General features: G+C 42.6%; 24 protein-coding genes. 15 read left to right on the forward strand and 9 right to left on the reverse strand.

Features of this window, described 5'->3' with window-relative positions; genetic code table 11:
• Positions 1 to 465: 465 nt before the first annotated feature.
• Positions 466 to 1,092 (reverse strand): spore coat protein, encoded by a 627-nt coding sequence (locus tag BLS23_RS04775; protein ID WP_089651426.1) that lies wholly within the window; start codon positions 1,090 to 1,092, stop codon positions 466 to 468.
• Positions 1,093 to 1,407: 315 nt separating this feature from the next.
• On the opposite strand from BLS23_RS04775, the gene BLS23_RS04780 reads away from it, so the two are divergent.
• Positions 1,408 to 2,013, forward strand: a complete 606-nt coding sequence (locus tag BLS23_RS04780) for a YpjP family protein (protein ID WP_089651392.1) — start codon at positions 1,408 to 1,410, stop codon at positions 2,011 to 2,013.
• 30 nt (positions 2,014 to 2,043) lie between these two features.
• Here the strand turns inward: BLS23_RS04780 and BLS23_RS04785 are convergent, their stop codons facing one another.
• Positions 2,044 to 2,415 (reverse strand): winged helix-turn-helix transcriptional regulator, encoded by a 372-nt coding sequence (locus BLS23_RS04785; protein ID WP_089651393.1) that lies wholly within the window; start codon positions 2,413 to 2,415, stop codon positions 2,044 to 2,046.
• Between the two features lie 152 nt (positions 2,416 to 2,567).
• Here BLS23_RS04785 and BLS23_RS04790 point away from each other — a divergent pair, with 152 nt between their 5' ends.
• Together BLS23_RS04790 and BLS23_RS04795 are read left to right on the forward strand one after the other, a co-directional pair.
• Positions 2,568 to 3,548, forward strand: a complete 981-nt coding sequence (locus tag BLS23_RS04790) for a zinc-binding dehydrogenase (protein ID WP_089651394.1) — start codon at positions 2,568 to 2,570, stop codon at positions 3,546 to 3,548.
• A 16-nt stretch (positions 3,549 to 3,564) separates the two neighbouring features.
• Entirely contained in the window at positions 3,565 to 4,059 is a 495-nt protein-coding gene (locus BLS23_RS04795; RefSeq protein ID WP_089651395.1) for a lactoylglutathione lyase family protein, read from the forward strand.
• A gap of 121 nt (positions 4,060 to 4,180) precedes the next feature.
• Here the strand turns inward: BLS23_RS04795 and murB are convergent, their stop codons facing one another.
• Positions 4,181 to 5,101 (reverse strand): UDP-N-acetylmuramate dehydrogenase, encoded by a 921-nt coding sequence (gene murB / locus BLS23_RS04800; RefSeq protein WP_089651396.1) that lies wholly within the window; start codon positions 5,099 to 5,101, stop codon positions 4,181 to 4,183.
• Between the two features lie 255 nt (positions 5,102 to 5,356).
• Between murB and BLS23_RS04805 the strand changes: the two genes are divergently transcribed.
• From BLS23_RS04805 to BLS23_RS04820, 3 genes are all read left to right on the forward strand, one after another.
• Complete coding sequence (locus BLS23_RS04805) at positions 5,357 to 5,515, forward strand: DUF1540 domain-containing protein (RefSeq protein ID WP_089651397.1); 159 nt, start codon at positions 5,357 to 5,359, stop codon at positions 5,513 to 5,515.
• Between the two features lie 197 nt (positions 5,516 to 5,712).
• The gene (ilvD, locus tag BLS23_RS04810) at positions 5,713 to 7,413 is read left to right on the forward strand and encodes a dihydroxy-acid dehydratase (protein ID WP_089651398.1); all 1,701 of its coding nucleotides are present in this window, start codon (positions 5,713 to 5,715) and stop codon (positions 7,411 to 7,413) included.
• A 713-nt stretch (positions 7,414 to 8,126) separates the two neighbouring features.
• Positions 8,127 to 8,699 (forward strand): histidine phosphatase family protein, encoded by a 573-nt coding sequence (locus BLS23_RS04820; RefSeq protein ID WP_089651400.1) that lies wholly within the window; start codon positions 8,127 to 8,129, stop codon positions 8,697 to 8,699.
• A gap of 30 nt (positions 8,700 to 8,729) precedes the next feature.
• Here the strand turns inward: BLS23_RS04820 and BLS23_RS04825 are convergent, their stop codons facing one another.
• Positions 8,730 to 9,143, reverse strand: a complete 414-nt coding sequence (locus tag BLS23_RS04825; protein WP_089651401.1) for a VOC family protein — start codon at positions 9,141 to 9,143, stop codon at positions 8,730 to 8,732.
• Between the two features lie 83 nt (positions 9,144 to 9,226).
• Complete coding sequence (locus tag BLS23_RS04830) at positions 9,227 to 9,766, reverse strand: flavodoxin family protein (protein WP_089651402.1); 540 nt, start codon at positions 9,764 to 9,766, stop codon at positions 9,227 to 9,229.
• 108 nt (positions 9,767 to 9,874) lie between these two features.
• On the opposite strand from BLS23_RS04830, the gene BLS23_RS04835 reads away from it, so the two are divergent.
• The 5 genes from BLS23_RS04835 to hpaB all read left to right on the forward strand — a co-directional run bounded on the left by BLS23_RS04835 (position 9,875) and on the right by hpaB (position 15,674).
• Positions 9,875 to 10,750, forward strand: coding sequence for a LysR family transcriptional regulator (locus BLS23_RS04835; protein ID WP_089651403.1), 876 nt, complete (start codon positions 9,875 to 9,877; stop codon positions 10,748 to 10,750).
• Between the two features lie 258 nt (positions 10,751 to 11,008).
• Positions 11,009 to 11,119, forward strand: coding sequence for a YhfH family protein (locus BLS23_RS21295; RefSeq protein ID WP_115822687.1), 111 nt, complete (start codon positions 11,009 to 11,011; stop codon positions 11,117 to 11,119).
• Between the two features lie 71 nt (positions 11,120 to 11,190).
• Positions 11,191 to 12,783 (forward strand): malate synthase A, encoded by a 1,593-nt coding sequence (gene aceB, locus BLS23_RS04840; RefSeq protein ID WP_089651404.1) that lies wholly within the window; start codon positions 11,191 to 11,193, stop codon positions 12,781 to 12,783.
• A gap of 13 nt (positions 12,784 to 12,796) precedes the next feature.
• Positions 12,797 to 14,089 (forward strand): isocitrate lyase, encoded by a 1,293-nt coding sequence (gene aceA / locus BLS23_RS04845; protein ID WP_374189707.1) that lies wholly within the window; start codon positions 12,797 to 12,799, stop codon positions 14,087 to 14,089.
• 145 nt (positions 14,090 to 14,234) lie between these two features.
• Positions 14,235 to 15,674, forward strand: a complete 1,440-nt coding sequence (hpaB, locus tag BLS23_RS04850; protein ID WP_089651406.1) for a 4-hydroxyphenylacetate 3-monooxygenase, oxygenase component — start codon at positions 14,235 to 14,237, stop codon at positions 15,672 to 15,674.
• An 11-nt stretch (positions 15,675 to 15,685) separates the two neighbouring features.
• Here hpaB and BLS23_RS21670 read toward each other — a convergent pair whose 3' ends face one another.
• A complete protein-coding gene (locus tag BLS23_RS21670) occupies positions 15,686 to 15,823 on the reverse strand; it encodes a hypothetical protein (protein ID WP_167356006.1) in 138 nt (45 codons plus the stop codon).
• A 126-nt stretch (positions 15,824 to 15,949) separates the two neighbouring features.
• Here BLS23_RS21670 and BLS23_RS04855 point away from each other — a divergent pair, with 126 nt between their 5' ends.
• Both BLS23_RS04855 and BLS23_RS04860 read left to right on the forward strand, forming a co-directional pair.
• Entirely contained in the window at positions 15,950 to 16,150 is a 201-nt protein-coding gene (locus BLS23_RS04855) for a YozQ family protein (RefSeq protein ID WP_143015221.1), read from the forward strand.
• 2 nt (positions 16,151 to 16,152) lie between these two features.
• Entirely contained in the window at positions 16,153 to 16,410 is a 258-nt protein-coding gene (locus BLS23_RS04860; RefSeq protein WP_089651407.1) for an alpha/beta-type small acid-soluble spore protein, read from the forward strand.
• 49 nt (positions 16,411 to 16,459) lie between these two features.
• On the opposite strand, the gene BLS23_RS04865 is transcribed toward BLS23_RS04860, so the two are convergent.
• Positions 16,460 to 16,846, reverse strand: coding sequence for a hypothetical protein (locus tag BLS23_RS04865; RefSeq protein WP_115894146.1), 387 nt, complete (start codon positions 16,844 to 16,846; stop codon positions 16,460 to 16,462).
• Positions 16,847 to 16,983: 137 nt separating this feature from the next.
• Between BLS23_RS04865 and BLS23_RS04870 the strand changes: the two genes are divergently transcribed.
• Both BLS23_RS04870 and BLS23_RS04875 read left to right on the forward strand, forming a co-directional pair.
• Entirely contained in the window at positions 16,984 to 17,580 is a 597-nt protein-coding gene (locus BLS23_RS04870) for a serine/threonine-protein kinase (RefSeq protein ID WP_089651409.1), read from the forward strand.
• A gap of 66 nt (positions 17,581 to 17,646) precedes the next feature.
• Positions 17,647 to 17,886 (forward strand): hypothetical protein, encoded by a 240-nt coding sequence (locus tag BLS23_RS04875; protein WP_089651410.1) that lies wholly within the window; start codon positions 17,647 to 17,649, stop codon positions 17,884 to 17,886.
• Positions 17,887 to 17,925: 39 nt separating this feature from the next.
• On the opposite strand, the gene BLS23_RS04880 is transcribed toward BLS23_RS04875, so the two are convergent.
• Positions 17,926 to 18,684: a TrmB family transcriptional regulator gene (locus BLS23_RS04880; RefSeq protein WP_089651411.1), complete on the reverse strand. Its 759-nt coding sequence runs from the start codon at positions 18,682 to 18,684 to the stop codon at positions 17,926 to 17,928.
• A gap of 219 nt (positions 18,685 to 18,903) precedes the next feature.
• The coding region (locus tag BLS23_RS04885; protein WP_143015222.1) for an IS3 family transposase at positions 18,904 to 19,184 on the reverse strand (281 nt) is incomplete at its 5' end.

The following is a 19,184-nucleotide window of genomic DNA, read 5'->3' on the forward strand; positions in this document are numbered from 1 at the left end:
TTTTTTCCCACAGGAGTCTCGCCGTTCCCCTCCGCCCCTTTGCCATATAAGTGTCTCGAAACCACTTCAACAAATAGCGGAACTTCCAAAAGTAGCGTGTAGATACTAAAGAGTGTACATTTTTCATGGAAAGCCTGCTACAGAGCGCTTTATCAATCTAGGACAGGGATGGTGGAAGACACTCGCCCTGGGCTAAGTGGGTTCGTTTTTCACACTTATCAAATGGGGTGGTTGGGAAGCTGCGAGACTCCCGTGGGAGAAGGAGATAGGCGAGATCCCGCAGGACGTAGTCCGAGGAAGCTTGCCACTCCCCCACAGGAAAGCGAGTAGCTTCCCAGCCACCCCTGACGCTCAACATGGTAACGAACCCCGAAAACATCTCGAAACTGAGCCTTACACAATCCTGCCATATAGCTTAATATGTAATCGAAAGGACGCCCACTAAAAGCAGGCGTCCTTGTTTGTTTAGTGTGGCATGTTTCCTTGAGGAGCGGTTGTATAGCTTTGTAGCATTTGGTTCATGTCCTGTTGTTGCAACTGTGGAACCTGGTAGTACCCATGCTTGTTCTGATAAAGGAAAATCTCATAACTCATCTCGATGAAGTTCGGGACGCTGTCTGCAACCACACGGCGCAAGACAGGGTTCGTCATTTCCAGCGCTGTCATGGACAATAAAGTTGCAAGCGTCTTTGTTTGTCCCAGCATATAGGCGGAGAGCCCTTTATCTGCGAGTTCATTGACCGATTGGTTCGGTTTCTTTGGTTGGCCGGGTTTGATTCCGTAAACGACTTCGTTGCTTTGCTGCATTTTATATTGTTGTGTATCTTGAGCTGGATCTTGACCTGTGCTGAAACTCTGGACAATAGTGTTGTACATTTGAGTCACAAACGCATGTTGACGCTGCTGAATGCTTTGAAGCTCAGGGTCCTGGATATGCTGTGCATACATCTGATACTGATCAAGCATATTGATTAAGCTTGCGATGACTTCATGAGCATCAAATAACTCATGTCCTCCGTGGTTGGGATTCATCATGTTTTGTGGCATTTGCTGTCCTTGCTGGTTTTGATTTTGACCTTGATTTGGATTCATATCTTTACCTCCTCCTTTTTCATCTTTTAAGTTTTCCTTATTTTCTTGTTTCATGTATAGGGAAAGAAACCCACATGAAAATTGGAGGAGGCAGGAATCTTTGTAAGCGTGAATTTCAAATGTGGTGAAAGTCATCTGAAATTTTGACAGGCAGTGGAGAGTAAGGACTCCTTAAACGCCCTTAATGGTATGCTGATGACCATTCAACAAAAGGTGCAAAAGTGAGAAACTGGAAACGGTTTCTTTTTGCTTATGGACAACCACGGAGAAAATGGTAAAATAAAGTCATCCTGAAATAGAGGGAGATTGTCTGAAATGAAGCCGCTAATGAGAAAAGTATTTGTTGTACTTATATCTGTCATGACTTTAGGCCTTTACGTACCACCGATGCAGATCGATACAGACGCAGCCGATAAAAAAGAGCTGTCGGCCGATCGGCATGTTCAAGAATCACCTCATTCCTCAAAGACAGAAGAATTCGAAATAACCCCTCCATCCTCTGTTGAGCCTCTGACAACTGATGATTGGATTGAAACAATAACGGAACAAGCAAAAACACAGACGCTTACAAAGATGGGACCACGAATTATTGAAAAAGTAGATGAAGACATGACAACGACGATCTTACCAAAAATCGAAGAGGTCATGGAGGAGATCCTTACATCTGCTGATGAAAACGAAGTCCCTTATTATGAAATTACAGAAGATCCATCTCCGGGATATGGAGAAAGAATTTTTAATATCCAAAACAAACATACAGATGAAGAAATCGCCCGTTTTCATGTGCGAAGAGATAAACGGCCTGGTGAAGGATACTGGTTTAACTTCCATTATCATTTGCAAGAGGATGATTTCATGAAACACCATGAGCTTGGCGAGATTTATTGGGAAAAAAACACGCCACCGAAATGGATGTCCTAATAAAGAAAGCGACCTGACAACAGGTCGCTTTTATTTTTGCATGAAATCCCGGCCTGTCCAACAGCTGTTCATCTGAATCCCTTCTTTTTCTGCGTAATCATCACCCCATTGACACATTCCATAAAGCACAGGTTGAAGCTTGCGTCCGAAGTCAGTCGTAGAGTACACCACCCTTGGAGGAACTTCTTCAAAAACTGTCCGCTTCACAAGTCCGTGTCCCTCAAGCTCTCTCAATTGTTGGGTCAGCATTTTTTTGGTGATCTCAGGGATGGTTCTTCTCAATTCATTGAACCGTTTGTCCCCTTCATTCAAATGCCAGAGTAATAACACTTTCCATTTTCCTCCGATTAAATCAATCACTAAATTGATGGCGCATTGGTATTCCGATTGCAGTTCCTTCATCGTGTTTCCCTCATTTCTAACCATCATTAGGTTACCCTTTAGTAACTCAGTTACTGAAAAGTGCCTTCTTGTTTCTACCTGAACCTCTCGTTAGTATATAGTATATCGTTTCACTTGTTGAAGGAAACTGTTTAAAGAGGAGATGAAGACTGTTGAAAGCACTTCTTTTACAAGATAAAAATCAATGGAAAGAAATGAAGGTGCAGGAAGTAGAAAAGCCTTATCCTAAAAAAGGAGAAGTTTTAATTGAGGTTCATGCGGCTGGGTTGAACCCTGTGGATTATAAGACTGCAACGAATGGCAATCCGAATTGGACGTACCCTCATATCCTTGGTCTTGACGGTGCGGGGACGATTGTCGAGCTTGGAGAGGATGTGACTGAGTGGGAAAAAGGAGATCGAGTGGTCTACCACGGTGATTTGCTAAAAAAAGGGGCTTATGCGCAATATGCTGTAACGACAGCTCATACGATTTCCCACATTCCTGATGAAGTCAGTTTTGAAGATGCGGCTGCCTTGCCGACAGCTGGGTACACCGCTTACCAAGCCATCCATCGTAAGCTACCGTTGGATCAAGTGGAAACCATACTGATTCACGCAGGAGCAGGGGGTGTTGGAGGTTTTGCTATTCAACTGGCAAAAGCGACAGGAAAGACGGTCATTACGACAGCGTCGGCCCATAATCACGATCATGTCCGCCAGTTAGGTGCAGACTTCGTCATTGATTACCGTAGTGAAGATGTCCAACAAAGAGTCAAAGAAATCACAGATGGTAAAGGTGTCGATGCAGTTGTGGACACAGTAAGTCGTGACAATGCTACCTTATCACTCGAATTTCTTTCCTTTATGGGCCATCTGGTATACATTGCCGGTGCGCCTGATTTCACTAAAGTAAAACCCTTTACCAGCGTTGTATCGTACCATGAAATCGCCCTAGCAGCGGCACATAGAGCGGATGTAAAGTCTCAAAAAGATCTTGCTGTTATTGGGGATGAGATGCTTGAGATGATGGTTGAAGGAAAACTTTCGTCTCTACGGGAAGAGACCATCTCATTGGAAGAGGTTCCACAGGCTCTTGAGCGACTGTCCGAACGACATGTAAAAGGTAAAATCGTAGCAAAACTAAAATCATAAGAAGGAGTTTTAAACCATGTACCCATATCCAAGAAGTTTTTCACATATCGGTTTGTCTGTACCAAATTTAGAAAAAGCGATTGAGTTTTATACAGAGTTATTCGGGTGGTATGTCATTATGGAACCATCAGACGTCCATAACGATGATACACCAGTCGGTCAAATGTGCCGCGACGTTTTCGGCAATGATTGGGACACATTCAGAATTGCTCACCTGTCGACCGGAGATAAAATAGGTATTGAACTTTTTGAATTCCCGCACCAGGAAGATCCGGAAGACAACTTTGAATATTGGAAGACTGGCATCTTCCATTTCTGTATTCAAGACCCGGATATCGAAGGCGTTGTCGAGAAAGTGAAGGCCAAGGGTGGAAAACAGCGCATGCCTATTCGGGAATATTACCCTGGGGAAAAACCATACAAGATGGTTTACGTAGAAGATCCTTTCGGCAATGTTTTCGAAATTTACACCCACAGTTATGAATTGACCTATTCCAAAGGTGCTTATTAAGGAATAACGATATGTCCTTATTCATAAACGAGCCGTTTTGCCAACTTTGAAACGGAGTCTTCAAGATCATGGAACTTAGGTGGGGAATTAGAAAGAGCCTGCGCGTTGCGCAGGCTCTTTTTTAGTCTTTATCATCACCGATGATTCGAACTTCCCGTTCCAAATCGACTCCGAATTTATCTTTAACCGTTTTTTGAACGTGCTCAATCAAAGAGATATAATCAGAAGTCGTTGCATTATCTTTATTAATGATAAACCCAGCATGCTTTTTAGAAACTTCTGCACCACCGATATTGGTGCCTTGAAGATTGCTGTCTTGAATCAGCTTTCCAGCGAAATATCCCGGAGGCCGTTTGAAGACACTCCCACATGAAGGATACTCAAGGGGTTGTTTAGACTCGCGCTTGAACGTCAAGTCGTCCATCACTTCTTTAATATCTTCATATTTCGCAGGTTTCAGTTGGAATGTGGCCTCTACTACGATATCTCCATTAGCCGAAATGTTACTTGTTCGATAATCAAGATCAAGTTCAGCTGCGAGACGCTTCACGAGATTTCCGTGTTTATCTACCACATACGCGTAGTCGAGCACATCTTTGATTTCTCCACCATAAGCACCTGCATTCATGTATAACGCCCCTCCGACAGTTCCAGGGATACCACAGGCAAACTCTAATCCGGATAACTTTTTATCAAGAGCATAACGAGAGGCGTCAATGATACGGGCACCGCTTTGGGCGACCACTGTGTTGCCTTCAGAATAAATGGCATCCAGATGTTTTAAGTTGATGACGATTCCACGAATGCCGCCGTCTTTAATAATTAAGTTGGATCCATTTCCAAGCAAAGTGAAAGGGATATTGTCTTCATTCGAAAGCTTTACGACATTTTGAATTTCTTCGTAGGATGTTGGAGTAATGAAAAAGTCGGCTTTTCCGCCAAGCTTCGTGTATAAGTGGTCTCGCAACATTTCATCCACTTTAACATTTTCCTCTTTTACGAGTTCCAACAATTTATTATAGATCTTTTGCTTCTTATTCATAAACACCAGTCCTATTATAAGTTGATTATATTCTGATTGGACCTCAATCAGTTTTTCCAGCGATCTCTTTTCATACAATTTATGAAATAACGTGGGAAAAGTTCATTTTGACCTTTTACAATCACGCTTCCTATTCTATCACAAAACGGAGTGGTCATTGTGTAGGATTTTGCTTCAGACCTTTGTGGGGAGGACTGACACGAATATTCAACGTCCGTTCAGCAGAAAATAACGGTTATAGGGAGGTGTTAGAGGATGGCGCTGGATGTAAAATGTGAAGTTCGAAACTGTGTTCATAACAATGACGGAATTTCCTGCGGAGCGGATGAAATTTTCGTTGTCAGTCATAAAGGCAAAAAAGCGAGCCATAGTGAAGAAACGGATTGTAAAACATTTGAACCTGCAAATGTGTAAGATTCCCCCTATAAATCAAGGTCTGCTTTTTCAGCAGGCCTTTTTTTCATTTTTTTCTCTCAATGAAAGCGTTTTAATTGTAGGGAATGTTTATTATATTCAGAAAAATCATTGCTATGCTCCTTACTTGTTAGTATTATCATGGTAAGTTCATTCATTTACGAAATGATTCGACCATTTTTTAAGGGGTGTTAGGGATGGAGAAAACGAAAAAAGATCTAAGAATAAGAAGTAAAGACATCAGTGAAGGCGTCAATCGAGTCCCGAACCGCTCGATGTTGAGAGCTGTTGGATTTACAGACGAAGATTTCAAAAAACCGATGATTGGAATTGCGAGTACATGGAGTGAGGTTACCCCATGTAATGTACATATCGATAAACTTGCGCAAGAAGCGAAAAGTGGAGCCGGTGAAAATGGCGGAGCGCCGATGATTTTCAATACCATTACAGTAGCTGATGGGATCGCGATGGGACACGAGGGTATGTTTTATTCTCTGCCAAGTCGTGAAGTGATTGCAGATTCCATCGAAACTGTCACAAATGCTGAAAGATTGGATGGTCTGGTTGCCATCGGCGGCTGCGACAAAACGACACCAGGCTGTTTAATATCCATTGGCCGTTTGAATATTCCTTCGGTGTACGTATACGGAGGAACAATTCAACCAGGAAAGCTTGATGGAGAGGACATTGACATTGTGTCGTCCTTTGAAGCTGTAGGAAAGTACCATGAAGGACAAATTGACGACGAACAGCTGCACAGAGTTGAATGTCATGCATGTCCTGGAGCGGGTGCTTGTGGCGGAATGTACACAGCGAATACGATGGCTTCTGCCGTTGAAGCTTTAGGCATGAGTATTCCTGGGTCTTCTTCTACACCTGCGGTTAACGATTATAAAGAAACCGAATGCAAACAAGCGGGAGAGCTTGTCATCGAGCTGCTCGAAAAAGAGATCTATCCTCGCGACATTATGACCAAAGAAGCATTTGAAAATGCTATCACCGTGGTTATGGCCTTAGGTGGATCCACAAATGCGTTCCTTCACCTCCTTGCTATGGCCCATTCTGCAGGAGTTGATTTGACACTTGATGACTTTGAGCGCATCAGACAGGAAGTCCCTCATATTGCAGATATGAAGCCGAGTGGTAAATACGTGATGCAGGACCTGTATGAAAGTGGCGGCGTTCCAGCTGTTATGAAATTACTCCTTGAGGAAGGTTTATTGCACGGTGACTGTCTTACAGTCACTGGAAAAACGGTCGCTGAAAACTTGGCAGAAGTCCCTTCTCTTAAAGAAGGCCAAAAGGTTATTGTTCCTTTTGACCAGCCGATCAAAGAAAAAGGACCACTCGTCGTTCTGAAAGGAAACCTGGCTCCTGAAGGGGCTGTGGCCAAAATGTCCGGCCAGAAAATCAGCCGTTTCGAAGGACCTGCACGTGTGTACAACAGTGAAGATGAAGCGACGGAAGCAATCGTCAACGATGAAATCAAAGAAGGAGATGTTCTCGTCGTACGAAACGTAGGTCCAAAAGGAGGACCTGGCATGCCGGAAATGCTTTCCATTACAGCCATGATCGTAGGGAAAGGATTAGGCGGAAAGGTTGCTTTGCTTACGGATGGTCGTTTCTCAGGTGGGTCCCATGGTTTCGTGATTGGTCACGTTGCTCCTGAAGCAGTCGTGGGAGGTCCTATCGGGTTACTTCAAGAAGGCGATACCATCACAATCGATAGTGATACACAGCAAATTAACTTTGAAGTTGATGATGAAGAATATGAGCGCAGAAAAAGCGAGTGGAAACGTCCAGAACCTAAGCATAAGAGAGGCGTGCTGGCGAAGTATGCCAGACTCGTATCTTCCTCTTCCAAAGGCGCCGTTACAGATTTGGATCTTGATGAATAAAATTATATGCTACACAAAAAGCCCGGACACCGCTCCGGGCTTTTCTATTTATCCCTCAACAATCTTCCACTAAAGCTCCCTATTCTTGAAGACTCAGTTTCGAGATGTTTCCGGGCTTCGTTTGCCATATTGGGAGTCAGGGGTTGTTGGGAATCTACTCGCTTTCCTGTGGGGATGACGGCAAGCCTCCTCGAGCTTCGCTCTGCGGGGTCTCGCCAGCCAATCCATTCCCACGGGAGTCTCGCAGCTTCCCAACAACCCCATTCGATCCATGGAGAAACGAACCCCTCTATCATGATGGGACGTCTTACTCCCCAATCAGAAACTGGTAAAAAACGCTTTACATCAAGCTTTCACCGTTGGAATGCCCAATGGGGGGGAGTTTTAAATTATCTACTTCGTTTGAGCATACAAGCAGAGATTCTGAGAAGTGGTTTCGAGAGACTACACATGGTAAAGGGGCGGAGGGGAATGGGGAGACTCCTGCGGGAAAAAAGTGCTAGGTGAGACCCCACAGGACGCAGTCCGAGGAGGCTCATCGCGCTCCCGCGGAAAGCGACTCATTCCCCGCAGCCCCTACCTACTCCATAAACATCTCGAAACTGAGTCTTCAACAATCCTGCCATTATGTGTAATAAGTATTGTATAAAAAGTTAGGTTTAAAGGATATGGTCATCTTGTTGTAGAAAAGGAAGGAGGGAGGGTGATTAGAAATGACGAAGGTTGCATGGATTAGACATGGAAGTACACCATGGAATAAAGAAAAAAGGGCGCAGGGAAGCTCTGATATTCCGTTGGATGAAGAAGGAAAGGCGGATGCTCGAAAATTAGCCGAACGCTTACATAAGGAAACATGGGATGTTCTTTATTCAAGCCCACTAAAGAGAGCGAAACAGACAGCGGCATTCATCAGTGAAAAAGTAGGGTTGGACATTCAATTTGACTCTCGAATAGTAGAAGCTAGTGGTGGTCAGATAGAAGGAACGACAGAACCTGAAAGAATCGAAAAATGGGGAGAGGACTGGCGGTCTTTGGACTTGAGCATCGAAACCCCTGAGAGCGTTGTTTCCCGGGGGATGGCATTTATGGATGATGTTTTAAGAAAACATGCAGGGAAGAAAGTCATCGTTGTGAGTCATGGTGCTTTAATCAGTCATTTATTGAGAGAACTGGATAGTGAAAATGTTAGAGATGAACATATGAAAAACACTTCTTTGTCAGAAGTTCATCTTAGAGAAGAACAATGGTTTTGTGATCGTTTTAATTGTACGATCCATTTGGATTGAGAGAAGCGGCTCAGAGGTGAGCCGCTTTATTTATTGTTCTTTTGTGTAGTTTAAATCCCACGTGATTCCGTAAGGGTCTTTCACTTTCGCATACGTAGCACCCCAAAAGGTGTCCTGTAGTTCCATCATTACGTTTCCACCATCTTTTAACCGGTCGTAATAAGTCTGAATTTCATCCGCACTTTCACATTCTATTACGAGGGCAATATTGCTCCCGGTCTGAACGCTTTGGTCTGTGAATGAATCGGAGACCATAAAGAATAAGGCATCTTTTCTGAACTGTGCATGCATGACTCTCTCGTCCATATCCTTCGGGGTTTCAAAATCGGCCTCCCCAAAGGTTTGGAGATTGATAATCTCACCATGGAAGACTTGCTTGTAATAGCCCAGCGCTTCTTTTGCGTTACCGTTAAAAGTAAAATAAGGGGTTGCTTGATGCTTCATAGCCTTGAAACACTCCTTTTGGAATTTTTTATCCACCACCATTATAAGATGCTGAGAGAAATAAAACAAGAACGTTTGTTCGGTTATTTTTTTAAGATATTGTTCCAGGCATTCATTTTATCTAAGGCAAGTAAATCTTCCTTAATTTCTCCAGGTTTGACTGCATTCCCTATAACATAATCTTCGAATGACATTCCTACAAAATCGAAAATATGCCCGAACTGTTGAATCAGAGGCAGCCCTGAAACATAAGGATTACTTCCGCCTGTAGTAATCACATAGGCTTTCTTTCCGCGCACCTGATTTTTGAAGTCAAATCGATCATCACGCATATATTGGGACCAGCGGTCGAAAAACAACTTCATGTGGGAAGACATTCCAAACCAGTAAATAGGAGTGACAAAAATGATTAGGTCATGAGCTAAAAACTCAGACAGCACGGATTCATAATCATCATCGACAGGTGAAAACCCTTCATCCGTATGCCGCATGTCATTGATCGGGTGTATTTTATAATCACTGAGGCGTAATTGTGTATGCTCAATTCCTTTCATTGCTTGTTTGACGAGGTATTCAGAATTACCGTTCTCTCTGGAACTCCCTAAAATAGTCAATATTTTCATTCAGTGCTGCCTCCTTTGCTTTTAGAAAGAGTATATCATTGAACATGTCATCATTGTTATCTATACTTATTGATAATAACTATTGTAAAAAATGATAGAGGTGTACGTATGGATGTATCCTATTTTTATACTTTTAAAGAAGTGGTCAAGTGGGGGAGCTATACCCGTACGGGGGAAGAACTCGGTTATGCTCAGTCCAGTGTGACGACGCAAATTAAAAAGCTTGAAGATTACTACGGGGTGAGACTTTTTGAGCGAGCTGGACAGACGATGCGCTTAACCCAGTCTGGCGAACAGCTTCTATATTATGTCGACCAGGTCATCGGTTTATTAGAAGAAGCGGAAAGCATGCTTTCAGACAATATTCATATGCGAGGGACTGTGAGGATTGGAGCAGTTGAATCCTTAGCCGCTTATTTCATATCGAAATCATTGAAAGCTTTTAAAGAACAAAATCCTGACTTAAGAATCCAGTTGGAATCCGGACTCTGTCCAAATCTCAAAGACGGTGTGTTAGAAAGCCATTATGATCTCGCTGTTGTTCTTGATGAAGAAGTGAAGCATCCTCTTCTGAAAACTTCACTTCTACGAAAAGAAAGAATGGTTATTGTCGCTGCGAATGAACACCCTCTTGTTGGTGAGAAGAGGGTTAATTTACGGCGGATAGAGGATGAAACGCTCATTCTGACAGAAAAAGATTGTTCTTATAGAAATATGCTCGAAAGACTTTTAAAGAAACGTGCAGTAGAACCACGTTCTGTGATTTCATTTACAAGTCTTGAAGCGATCAAACAATGTGTGATTGACGAGCTGGGTATAGCGATGCTGCCTGAAATGACGGTAGCCAGAGAACTTGAGGATGGAAGTCTTTGTGCTTTGGACTTTGATTATGAAGAATTGGACTTATACATCCAAATCATTCATCACCAAAAGAAGTGGTTATCGCCATCGCTAGAGAAGTTTATCGAACTGCTTTACGAGTAAAAATGAAGGTAACTTTGACTGTATTAAAACAGTACTGTTAGGGGGTTTATGGTAAAATTTGATTTCAGAAGTATAGAATGTAAGGAAATAAAAATACAAAAAAGGCGCTGAACCCTTTGACAGCGCCTTTTTTGTATCCAACATATGCCTAAATTAAAAAAACTTTCAGAAAACGGTTGCAATTTCCTCTTCCTCACAGTAAACTGTACCATAACAGATAAACAAAATAACTTCTGTTATATTAAAGGAGGAGCTAAAATGAAAAAACAACAAAATGTCCCTTGTCCGCAGTGTGGTTCGAAAATCGAAGGTCATACTTACAATTACATGATGGAATGTGATCGTTGCCTTTCCAAAAAAGATGAATAATTTTTTGTTTTAACTGTTATATATCAGGGGAGTTAATTGTTTGTTAGTATACAACAGAGGGTGGCGATTCAATGAAAACCAAATTGTCTGGAATACAAATTCACGGAACAATGCATGACGGATTTGCAGAGATTTTAAATGATGAAGCATTATCCTTCATCATTCAATTACATGAAAAATTTAATGACAAAAGAAAACAGTTACTGGCAGATCGAATAGAGACACAAAAGAAAATCGATCAAGGACAGCGGCCGGATTTCCTGAAAGAAACTGAGCATATCAGGAATGCTGACTGGACAATATCCCCCATACCTGACGATCTTAAGGATCGTCGGGTAGAAATTACAGGTCCTGTTGACCGGAAGATGGTCATCAATGGCCTTAATTCCGGAGCGAAGGTATTCATGGCTGATTTTGAGGATGCGAACTCTCCAACTTGGCTGAACACCATTCATGGCCAAATCAATTTGAGAGATGCAGTAAGACGGAATATTCGTTTTGAAAATCAAAACGGAAAGGTCTATGAGTTAAACGAGAAGACTGCTGTACTCAAAGTACGCCCGCGTGGATGGCATTTGGAAGAAAAACACATGACTTACAATCAGGAACGGCTCTCCGGGAGTCTTGTGGACTTTGGACTCTACTTTTTCCATAATGCTAAAAAACTCATTGAAAATGGTTCAGGGCCGTATTTTTACTTACCGAAGCTTGAAAACCATCGTGAGGCGAAGTTATGGAACGATGTGTTTGTCTTTGCTCAAGACTATATGAATATCCCACAAGGAACGGTGAAAGCGACCGTCTTAATTGAAACGATTTTAGCCGCCTTTGAGATGGATGAAATCCTTTATGAATTAAGAAATCATTCCGCTGGATTGAACTGTGGCCGTTGGGATTATATTTTCAGCTACTTGAAAAAGTTCCGTCATGATGAAAGTTTTTTATTGCCTGACCGTGCGGATGTAACGATGACTGTTCCATTTATGAGGGCCTACTCACGGTTAACCATTCAAACTTGTCATAAGCGAGAGGCTCATGCCATGGGTGGAATGGCTGCCCAAATACCGGTAAAAAATGATAAAGAGAAAAACGACGCTGCTTTTGAAAAGGTACATGCGGATAAGGAGCGGGAAGTGAAAGATGGGCACGATGGGACGTGGGTCGCCCACCCGGGCATGGTAGAAACAGCGATGGATATTTTTGACGAATATATGCCTGATGATAATCAGATTCGAAAAAATCAAGCTTCCGTCTCCTATCGTGCGGAGCAATTGCTTGAAGTTCCTGATGGATCTATTACAGAGCAGGGGTTAAGAACAAATATAAATGTAGGGATTCAATATATGGCCTCCTGGCTGGATGGAAGAGGAGCAGCACCGATTCATCATTTGATGGAAGATGCGGCAACAGCTGAGATCTCGAGAGCTCAAGTGTGGCAGTGGATCAGACATCCTAAAGGAATATTAAAAGATGGCAGGGAGATCACGATGGAGCTTTACGCATCGTTGAAAGAGGAAGAGATGGAAGCAATTCGCTGGGAAGTAGGAAAGAATGCTTTTGAAAAGGGTTCCTATATGGAAGCCGCTCAATTGTTTGACCGATTGATTCGTAACGATGATTTTGCTGAGTTTTTAACTTTAGAAGCCTATAACCATTTATCTTAAGGGGGATTTCATTATGAATGAGCGTGTTGAAAAGTTGCGTCACCAGTGGCAGGACGAGAGTCGATGGAGCGGGGTACAAAGACCATATGAAGCTGAAGAGGTCATTCGGTTAAGAGGTTCCATGGATATTCAGCATACGTTAGCGGAAAAAGGTGCCGAAAAGCTTTGGAAGTTAATGAACGAAGAAGATTATGTCCACGCGTTAGGTGCTTTGACGGGGAACCAAGCGATGCAGCAGGTGAAAGCAGGGTTGAAAGCCATCTATTTGAGTGGATGGCAAGTAGCCGCTGATGCCAACCTCTCAGGGCATATGTATCCTGACCAGAGCTTGTATCCGGCCAATAGCGTACCGCAAGTGGTGAAGAGGATCAATCAAGCTTTGCAAAGAGCGGATCAAATTCACCATATGGAAGGCAAAGAGGACATTGATTGGTTTGCGCCTATTGTCGCAGACGCCGAAGCTGGTTTTGGTGGCCAGCTGAATGTGTTCGAGTTGATGAAAGGAATGATTGAAGCAGGTGCTGCAGCTGTTCACTTTGAAGATCAGCTTTCTTCGGAGAAAAAATGTGGTCACCTTGGTGGGAAAGTCCTTTTACCGACACAGACCGCGGTTCGAAACCTGATTTCCGCAAGGTTTGCTGCGGATGTAATGGGAACTCCGACCATCATTATAGCAAGAACCGATGCAAATGCGGCCGATCTGATCACGAGTGATGTGGATCCTTATGATGCGCCATTCATTACTGGAGAGAGAACAGCAGAAGGTTTCTTTAAAACAAGGTCTGGATTGGATCAGGCGATTGCACGTGGTTTGGCTTATGCGCCATATGCTGATCTTGTCTGGTGTGAAACATCGGAGCCTAACTTGGAGGAAGCCCGTCGTTTTGCAGAAGCTATTCACGAACAATACCCTGGAAAGCTTTTGGCTTATAACTGCTCTCCTTCTTTCAACTGGAAGAATAAGCTCGATGATGAAACGATTGCAAACTTTCAGCGTGAGCTGGGGGAAATGGGATACAAGTTTCAATTCGTTACATTGGCAGGGTTCCATGCCTTGAACCACGGCATGTTCGAACTTGCTCGTCAATATAAAGATCGTGGTATGGAAGCTTATTCTGAGCTTCAGCAGGCAGAGTTTGCGAGTGAGATTCATGGGTATTCAGCGACACGACATCAACGTGAAGTTGGAACAGGGTATTTTGATGAAGTCGCTCAAGTGATCTCGGGTGGAACATCTTCCACAACGGCATTGAAGGGTTCCACAGAGACTGAACAATTCAACTCTGAAACCGTCAGCCCTTCATAACAGGAGCGTATGATTTAGTGAGAAACGCCTGGAGTGTGAATCTCCGGGCGTTTATTTTTCTTGTCCACAAAGCACAATTCTTCGCCGAATTAATATGGTATGATATCAGTTATTTTCAGTGATTGTGAAAATCAGGAGTGATATCATGCCGGTGATTTCAGGTGAAGAATATAAAAAACGCATAGACGCGATGAATGCGGAAGTGTGGGTGGGAGGAAGTAAAGTCACGGGTAGCATTTCCGAACACCCGGCCTTCAAGGGGATCATCCGCAGTCAGGCAGAACTCTACGATCTTCAGTGTGCCAATCAAGACGATATGACGTTTCCCTCAGAAACGACAGGGAACCGATTAGGTCTGTCATACTTAATTCCAAGAACGAAAGGGGAATTAGAAAGAAGGAGGAAAATGATTCAGCGGTGGGCCCTTCATTCGGGTGGAGTGATGGGGAGAAGCCCGGATTATATGAACACTGTGCTCGCCGCTTTTGCTGCATCGATTGATGTATTGGATGGGGAAGAGAATTGTCATCCGGAACGGCTTCTGAAATTTTATGAATATGCTCGAGAGAATGATTTGTCGTTCACACATACTTTCGTTAACCCTCAAAGCAACCGATCAAAGTTAGCTTTTCTAGAAGAGGATGTCACCAATGCTCGGATCATGGACCGGACCGACAAAGGTTTGATCATTAAAGGTGCCAAACTTCTGGCAACACAAGGAGGAATAACGGATGAGATCATCGTCTTTTCCGCTCCTGGTGCTCAGGATAATGCTCACGCCTACTGTTTTTCTATCCCGAGCAACACGAAAGGGTTAAAGTTTGTATGTAGGGAATCATTCGCCAATGATGGACCATCTTATGATTATCCTTTGTCCTCACGTTTTGAAGAGATGGACACCATCGTCATTTTTGATGATGTTCTCGTTCCATGGGAGCGTGTCTTCATACACGATAATATTCGAGCAGCTACCCGTTTGTATGTCCAAGGGAAATTTGTTCCCTTCACGTTACATCAAATCGCTTCACGGCAAATCATTAAAACCGAATTTCTGTTAGGAATTGCTCAGGGGATCGTTGATACAATACAAATCGGAGATTATCAACATGTTCAAAGTAAAGTGGTGGAAATAGTCAAAGGGTTGGAAGTCATGAAAGCACTTGTCATTAAGTCAGAACAAGAAGCGGCTGTTGATGCTTCAGGCATTATGGTTCCTGAAAGGCAACCGTTATATGTGGCTGTGAATCAATTTCAAGAATCTTATCCGAGATTTGCTGAGATTCTTCAGATTCTTGGTGCCAGCGGAATGATGTCAATTCCGCAAAAGGCAGATTTTGAAGGAGAAGTCGGAGAGCAACTGGATCATTTTTTGCAAGGGGTTGAAGTGAAAGGAGAAGATCGCGTCTCCCTTTTTCGGTTAGCCTGGGATTTGACGATGAGCAGTTTTGGTTCCAGACAAACGCTGTATGAACGATTCTTCTTCGGAGATCCTGTACGGCTTTCGCAAACCATTTATCAACTTTATGACGACCATAAAGCATTAGAAACCATCCAACCGTTCTTATCAAAAAAAGCTGACAAGTAAATGTCAGCTTTTTATCGTTTGGCATTTGCTTTTTTTGCTTTTTGTTCTAACTGAGAACGAGGTTGCTGATCAGCGACATCTTCAGAAAGTCCCTGTGGGTTTACCGTGTTGCCGGCATTTCTTTTGAATGCATTGCTTTTCTTACTCATAAGCGCACCTCCTAATGCTTATTTTGGAGTAATGGTCGGTTTTTATCCATGTTTTCAATAGGCAAAAGCTTACAACGAATGGGTTATTCAAACATGCAAAAGCTAAGCGCAAAGGAGGATTTAAGTATGAAGCAAAACAAACCCAACCGTAATCATAATCAAAACACAGACGACTTCAGGTCTCAGGGCTTAGCAACTACCCATGAGCAAGTATCCGATACTCTCACAGAAGGTACGTACGATGCCAAAATCGATGAAGTGGATGAAAATGGGCAGCTGATTAGCCATAAAGGTGAGGATATTAAAAAAGGAAAGAAGCGTGACTGATCATGGCTCGAAGGAATAAACTGCTTGTTCCCGAAGCTCGGGCAGGGCTTGATCAAATGAAAGCTGAACTTCTAAACTCATCATCACCTGACCAAACGAAATATGAAGTAGCAAAGGAACAAGGGATCTCGTTGAAAGAAGGGAACAATGGTGATCTTTCTACGAGAGATGCGGGTAAAATCGGAGGGCAGATCGGCGGGCGAATGGTGAAAGAGTTAATTCGCAGGGCTCAACAACAGATGGAACAAGAACAAAAGTAAGAGGCGCAAAACGGCGCCTCTTTTTTGGTCTTCAAATCGAACGAAGAGTTCATTCCATGTTCGCCAGCATATTCTTAGGATGCATCATCATTAACAGATCAAGTTCTTTTTTATGGTAAAGGAATTCGGATTTATTTTTATTTACAAGGGACTGATCGATCTGATGTTGATGCACAAGGATCGCTAATTCCAGATCCATTTCTGTATAGAGTGAACGGTCTTCATACTTTTCATCGATAAAAGGAATGGACATATAAAAAGGATCAGCATCATTTTTTCTAACAGATATATACCAGCCTGCATGGTCTACATAAAAGGGATCTTCAAGGATGTGAAGATGATCGCCTTGGTTGAATTCAATGATTTCATGGCATGTACAATCTTGGTTGCCTTTTTCATATGTGAACGTTTGTAGAACGGTTAAGGTATTCTCCATAGCCATTCTCCTTTCAAGGTGATAAAATAATAATAGTTGATAATGATTATCAATGTCAAACAAAAATGCACTTCTTTTTCTGATAATTTTGGTATAATGATATAAATAAAATGGCTTTTTCATAGAGGAGAATCTTTATGGGGAATATCAAAGATTTGGTTGGAAAAGTACAGTTTGATGGGGATCGTCCCATCGTAGTGCCTCCAGAGTTACAATGGATTGGCCAAGGAAGAAGTGCCGTGGTCTACCGATTGCAGGGAACAGACCTAGCGATAAAGATTTTTTATCCAGGTTACGAGGACCTGGCACATGTTGAAGGGGAAGTTTATGAGAAGCTGAACAACCATGAGTTTTTTCCAGCTTTTTATGAAAAAGGAGAAGGCTATTTGACGATGCAGTACGTGGAAGGTATCACTTTTTATGACTGTCTCGTCAATGGGGTTGCAATTACAGACGAGATGGTTCAACGCGTAGACGAGGCGTTGGAATTTGCCTGTCGTTTAGGTTTCAACCCTTCGGATACCCACTTGAAGAATATCCTGCTCACTACTGACGATGAAGTGAAAGTGATTGATGTGGTTCGTTTCACACAGGAGTTTGATTGTCCGCATTGGCGTGACTTGAAAAAAGCCTATGAAACCTTTTATCAGCGTCGCTATGTTCCAAAAAAAATCCCGCGATTTTTTATAGAGTTTATCATACGTTTGTATCGTAAAAGGTTGTTGCCGATTTAGACGGTTTTGTTGTTTGACCATCCATTTTTCTGGGAAAACCTTGAACTAGAAAGGTGGAATGTGATTATGACACAACATCGTTTGAGTGATGTAGAAGTCGGCAAAAATTACAAGGCAAAAGAGTTAGACAGTTTTGTATCTACGACCGATGTACTTGTTCTTTCTAACAATGATTCACAACTTTTCACAGAACCTGAAAGAGAGTATAAAGTCGTCGATGCATTTGAAGGTTTTTTTGAACATTCCTCTGAAGATGGAGAGAAATATTTCCGTGAAAAGAAAGCCTATGTAGTAGAAAAAGTATAGAAATAGGCGTCCAATATGGGCGCCTTTTTTTCGTTGAAATCAATATCTTAGTTTCATGAGAATTTCCTTAATTTCCTCATCGGCCATGAGTACTTCCTCGTATTTCTTTGTAATTTCAGTCAATGCCACATCATGATAAAAGAATTCAGTAAAGAATTTCACTAATGGTTTGGATAAGGTATGAATGCCCTGGAACGTATTGCCCTCTACACCCGCAAATAGAATTTCTTCGTGATCAATAATCATGAGCTTGTGCCTTTCAAGGGCTTCGTGTTTTTCGTCAGGCAATAGGACATGGGCATGCAGCTTTCCTGGATCCAGTTCACCCACAGAAAGAAGCTCTACCTTGATGCCTTCTTTCTTTTTTTCTTCAAGAAGCGGGAGGAGGGGAGCCAATTCATCACTCCACCCGGTAACAAGTATTTCCTCCCTGGCAGTTTGAATCCGCTCATTTAATAAAGCTTTGATGGAAGCATCATTTTGGATGGTCCATACGCGTTCATCCGAATCATGAAGTTTAAAAGTCGTATTTCTTATTTCGTCTATGTTGGCTTGAAATTCAGTCGTCAGCTTCTCAATCGTTGTTTCCAGTGGAAGGGCGGTGTAAAGTTTTTTTCTTTCTTGAAAAGAAGTGAGGATCAACCCTTTTTCTACAAGGCGCTGAAGGACTTCATAGATTTTCGATTTTGGGACTTGGGAATATTTTACAATGGATGTAGCGTCCATGGGCTCTTCACTTGCTGTAAGGACTTCAAAAACTTGGCTTTCATATTGAGTAAATCCGAATTTCTGTAACATCATGTACCTCGCTTTTTGTGAACAGATTTTAGATTAGTTGTAGAATAACCTTATTCAATATATTGGCAGAATTGTGGAAGACTCGATTTCGAGACTTTTCGGGGTTCGTTTGCCGTGTGGAGCGTCAGGGGTGGTTGGGAAGCCACTCGCTTTCCTGCGGGGATGACGGCAAGCCTCCTCGTGCTTTGTACTGACCCCATAAAATTGGACACTATGTAATTAGGCTGTTGCTTGATGCTTATTGCGGAATTGGACCGGGCTCATCCTTAGTTTAGACTTGATTCTGGTATTGTTGTATTTTTTCATAAATGTTGAGAGCTCCTCCTTGAAGTGCTCAACACTTTCAAACGCTTTATGATAAAGGAACTCGGATTTCATAATTCCAAAGAAATTTTCTATGACGGCATTATCATGGCAGTTGCCCTTACGTGACATACTTTGTGTAATGCCTGCTTTTTGTAGACGGTCTCGATATTGTTTCATTTGATAATGCCATCCTT

The sequence above is a fragment of the Halobacillus aidingensis genome, assembly GCF_900104185.1.
GTDB classification, from domain to species: Bacteria; Bacillota; Bacilli; order Bacillales; family Halobacillaceae; genus Halobacillus; species Halobacillus aidingensis.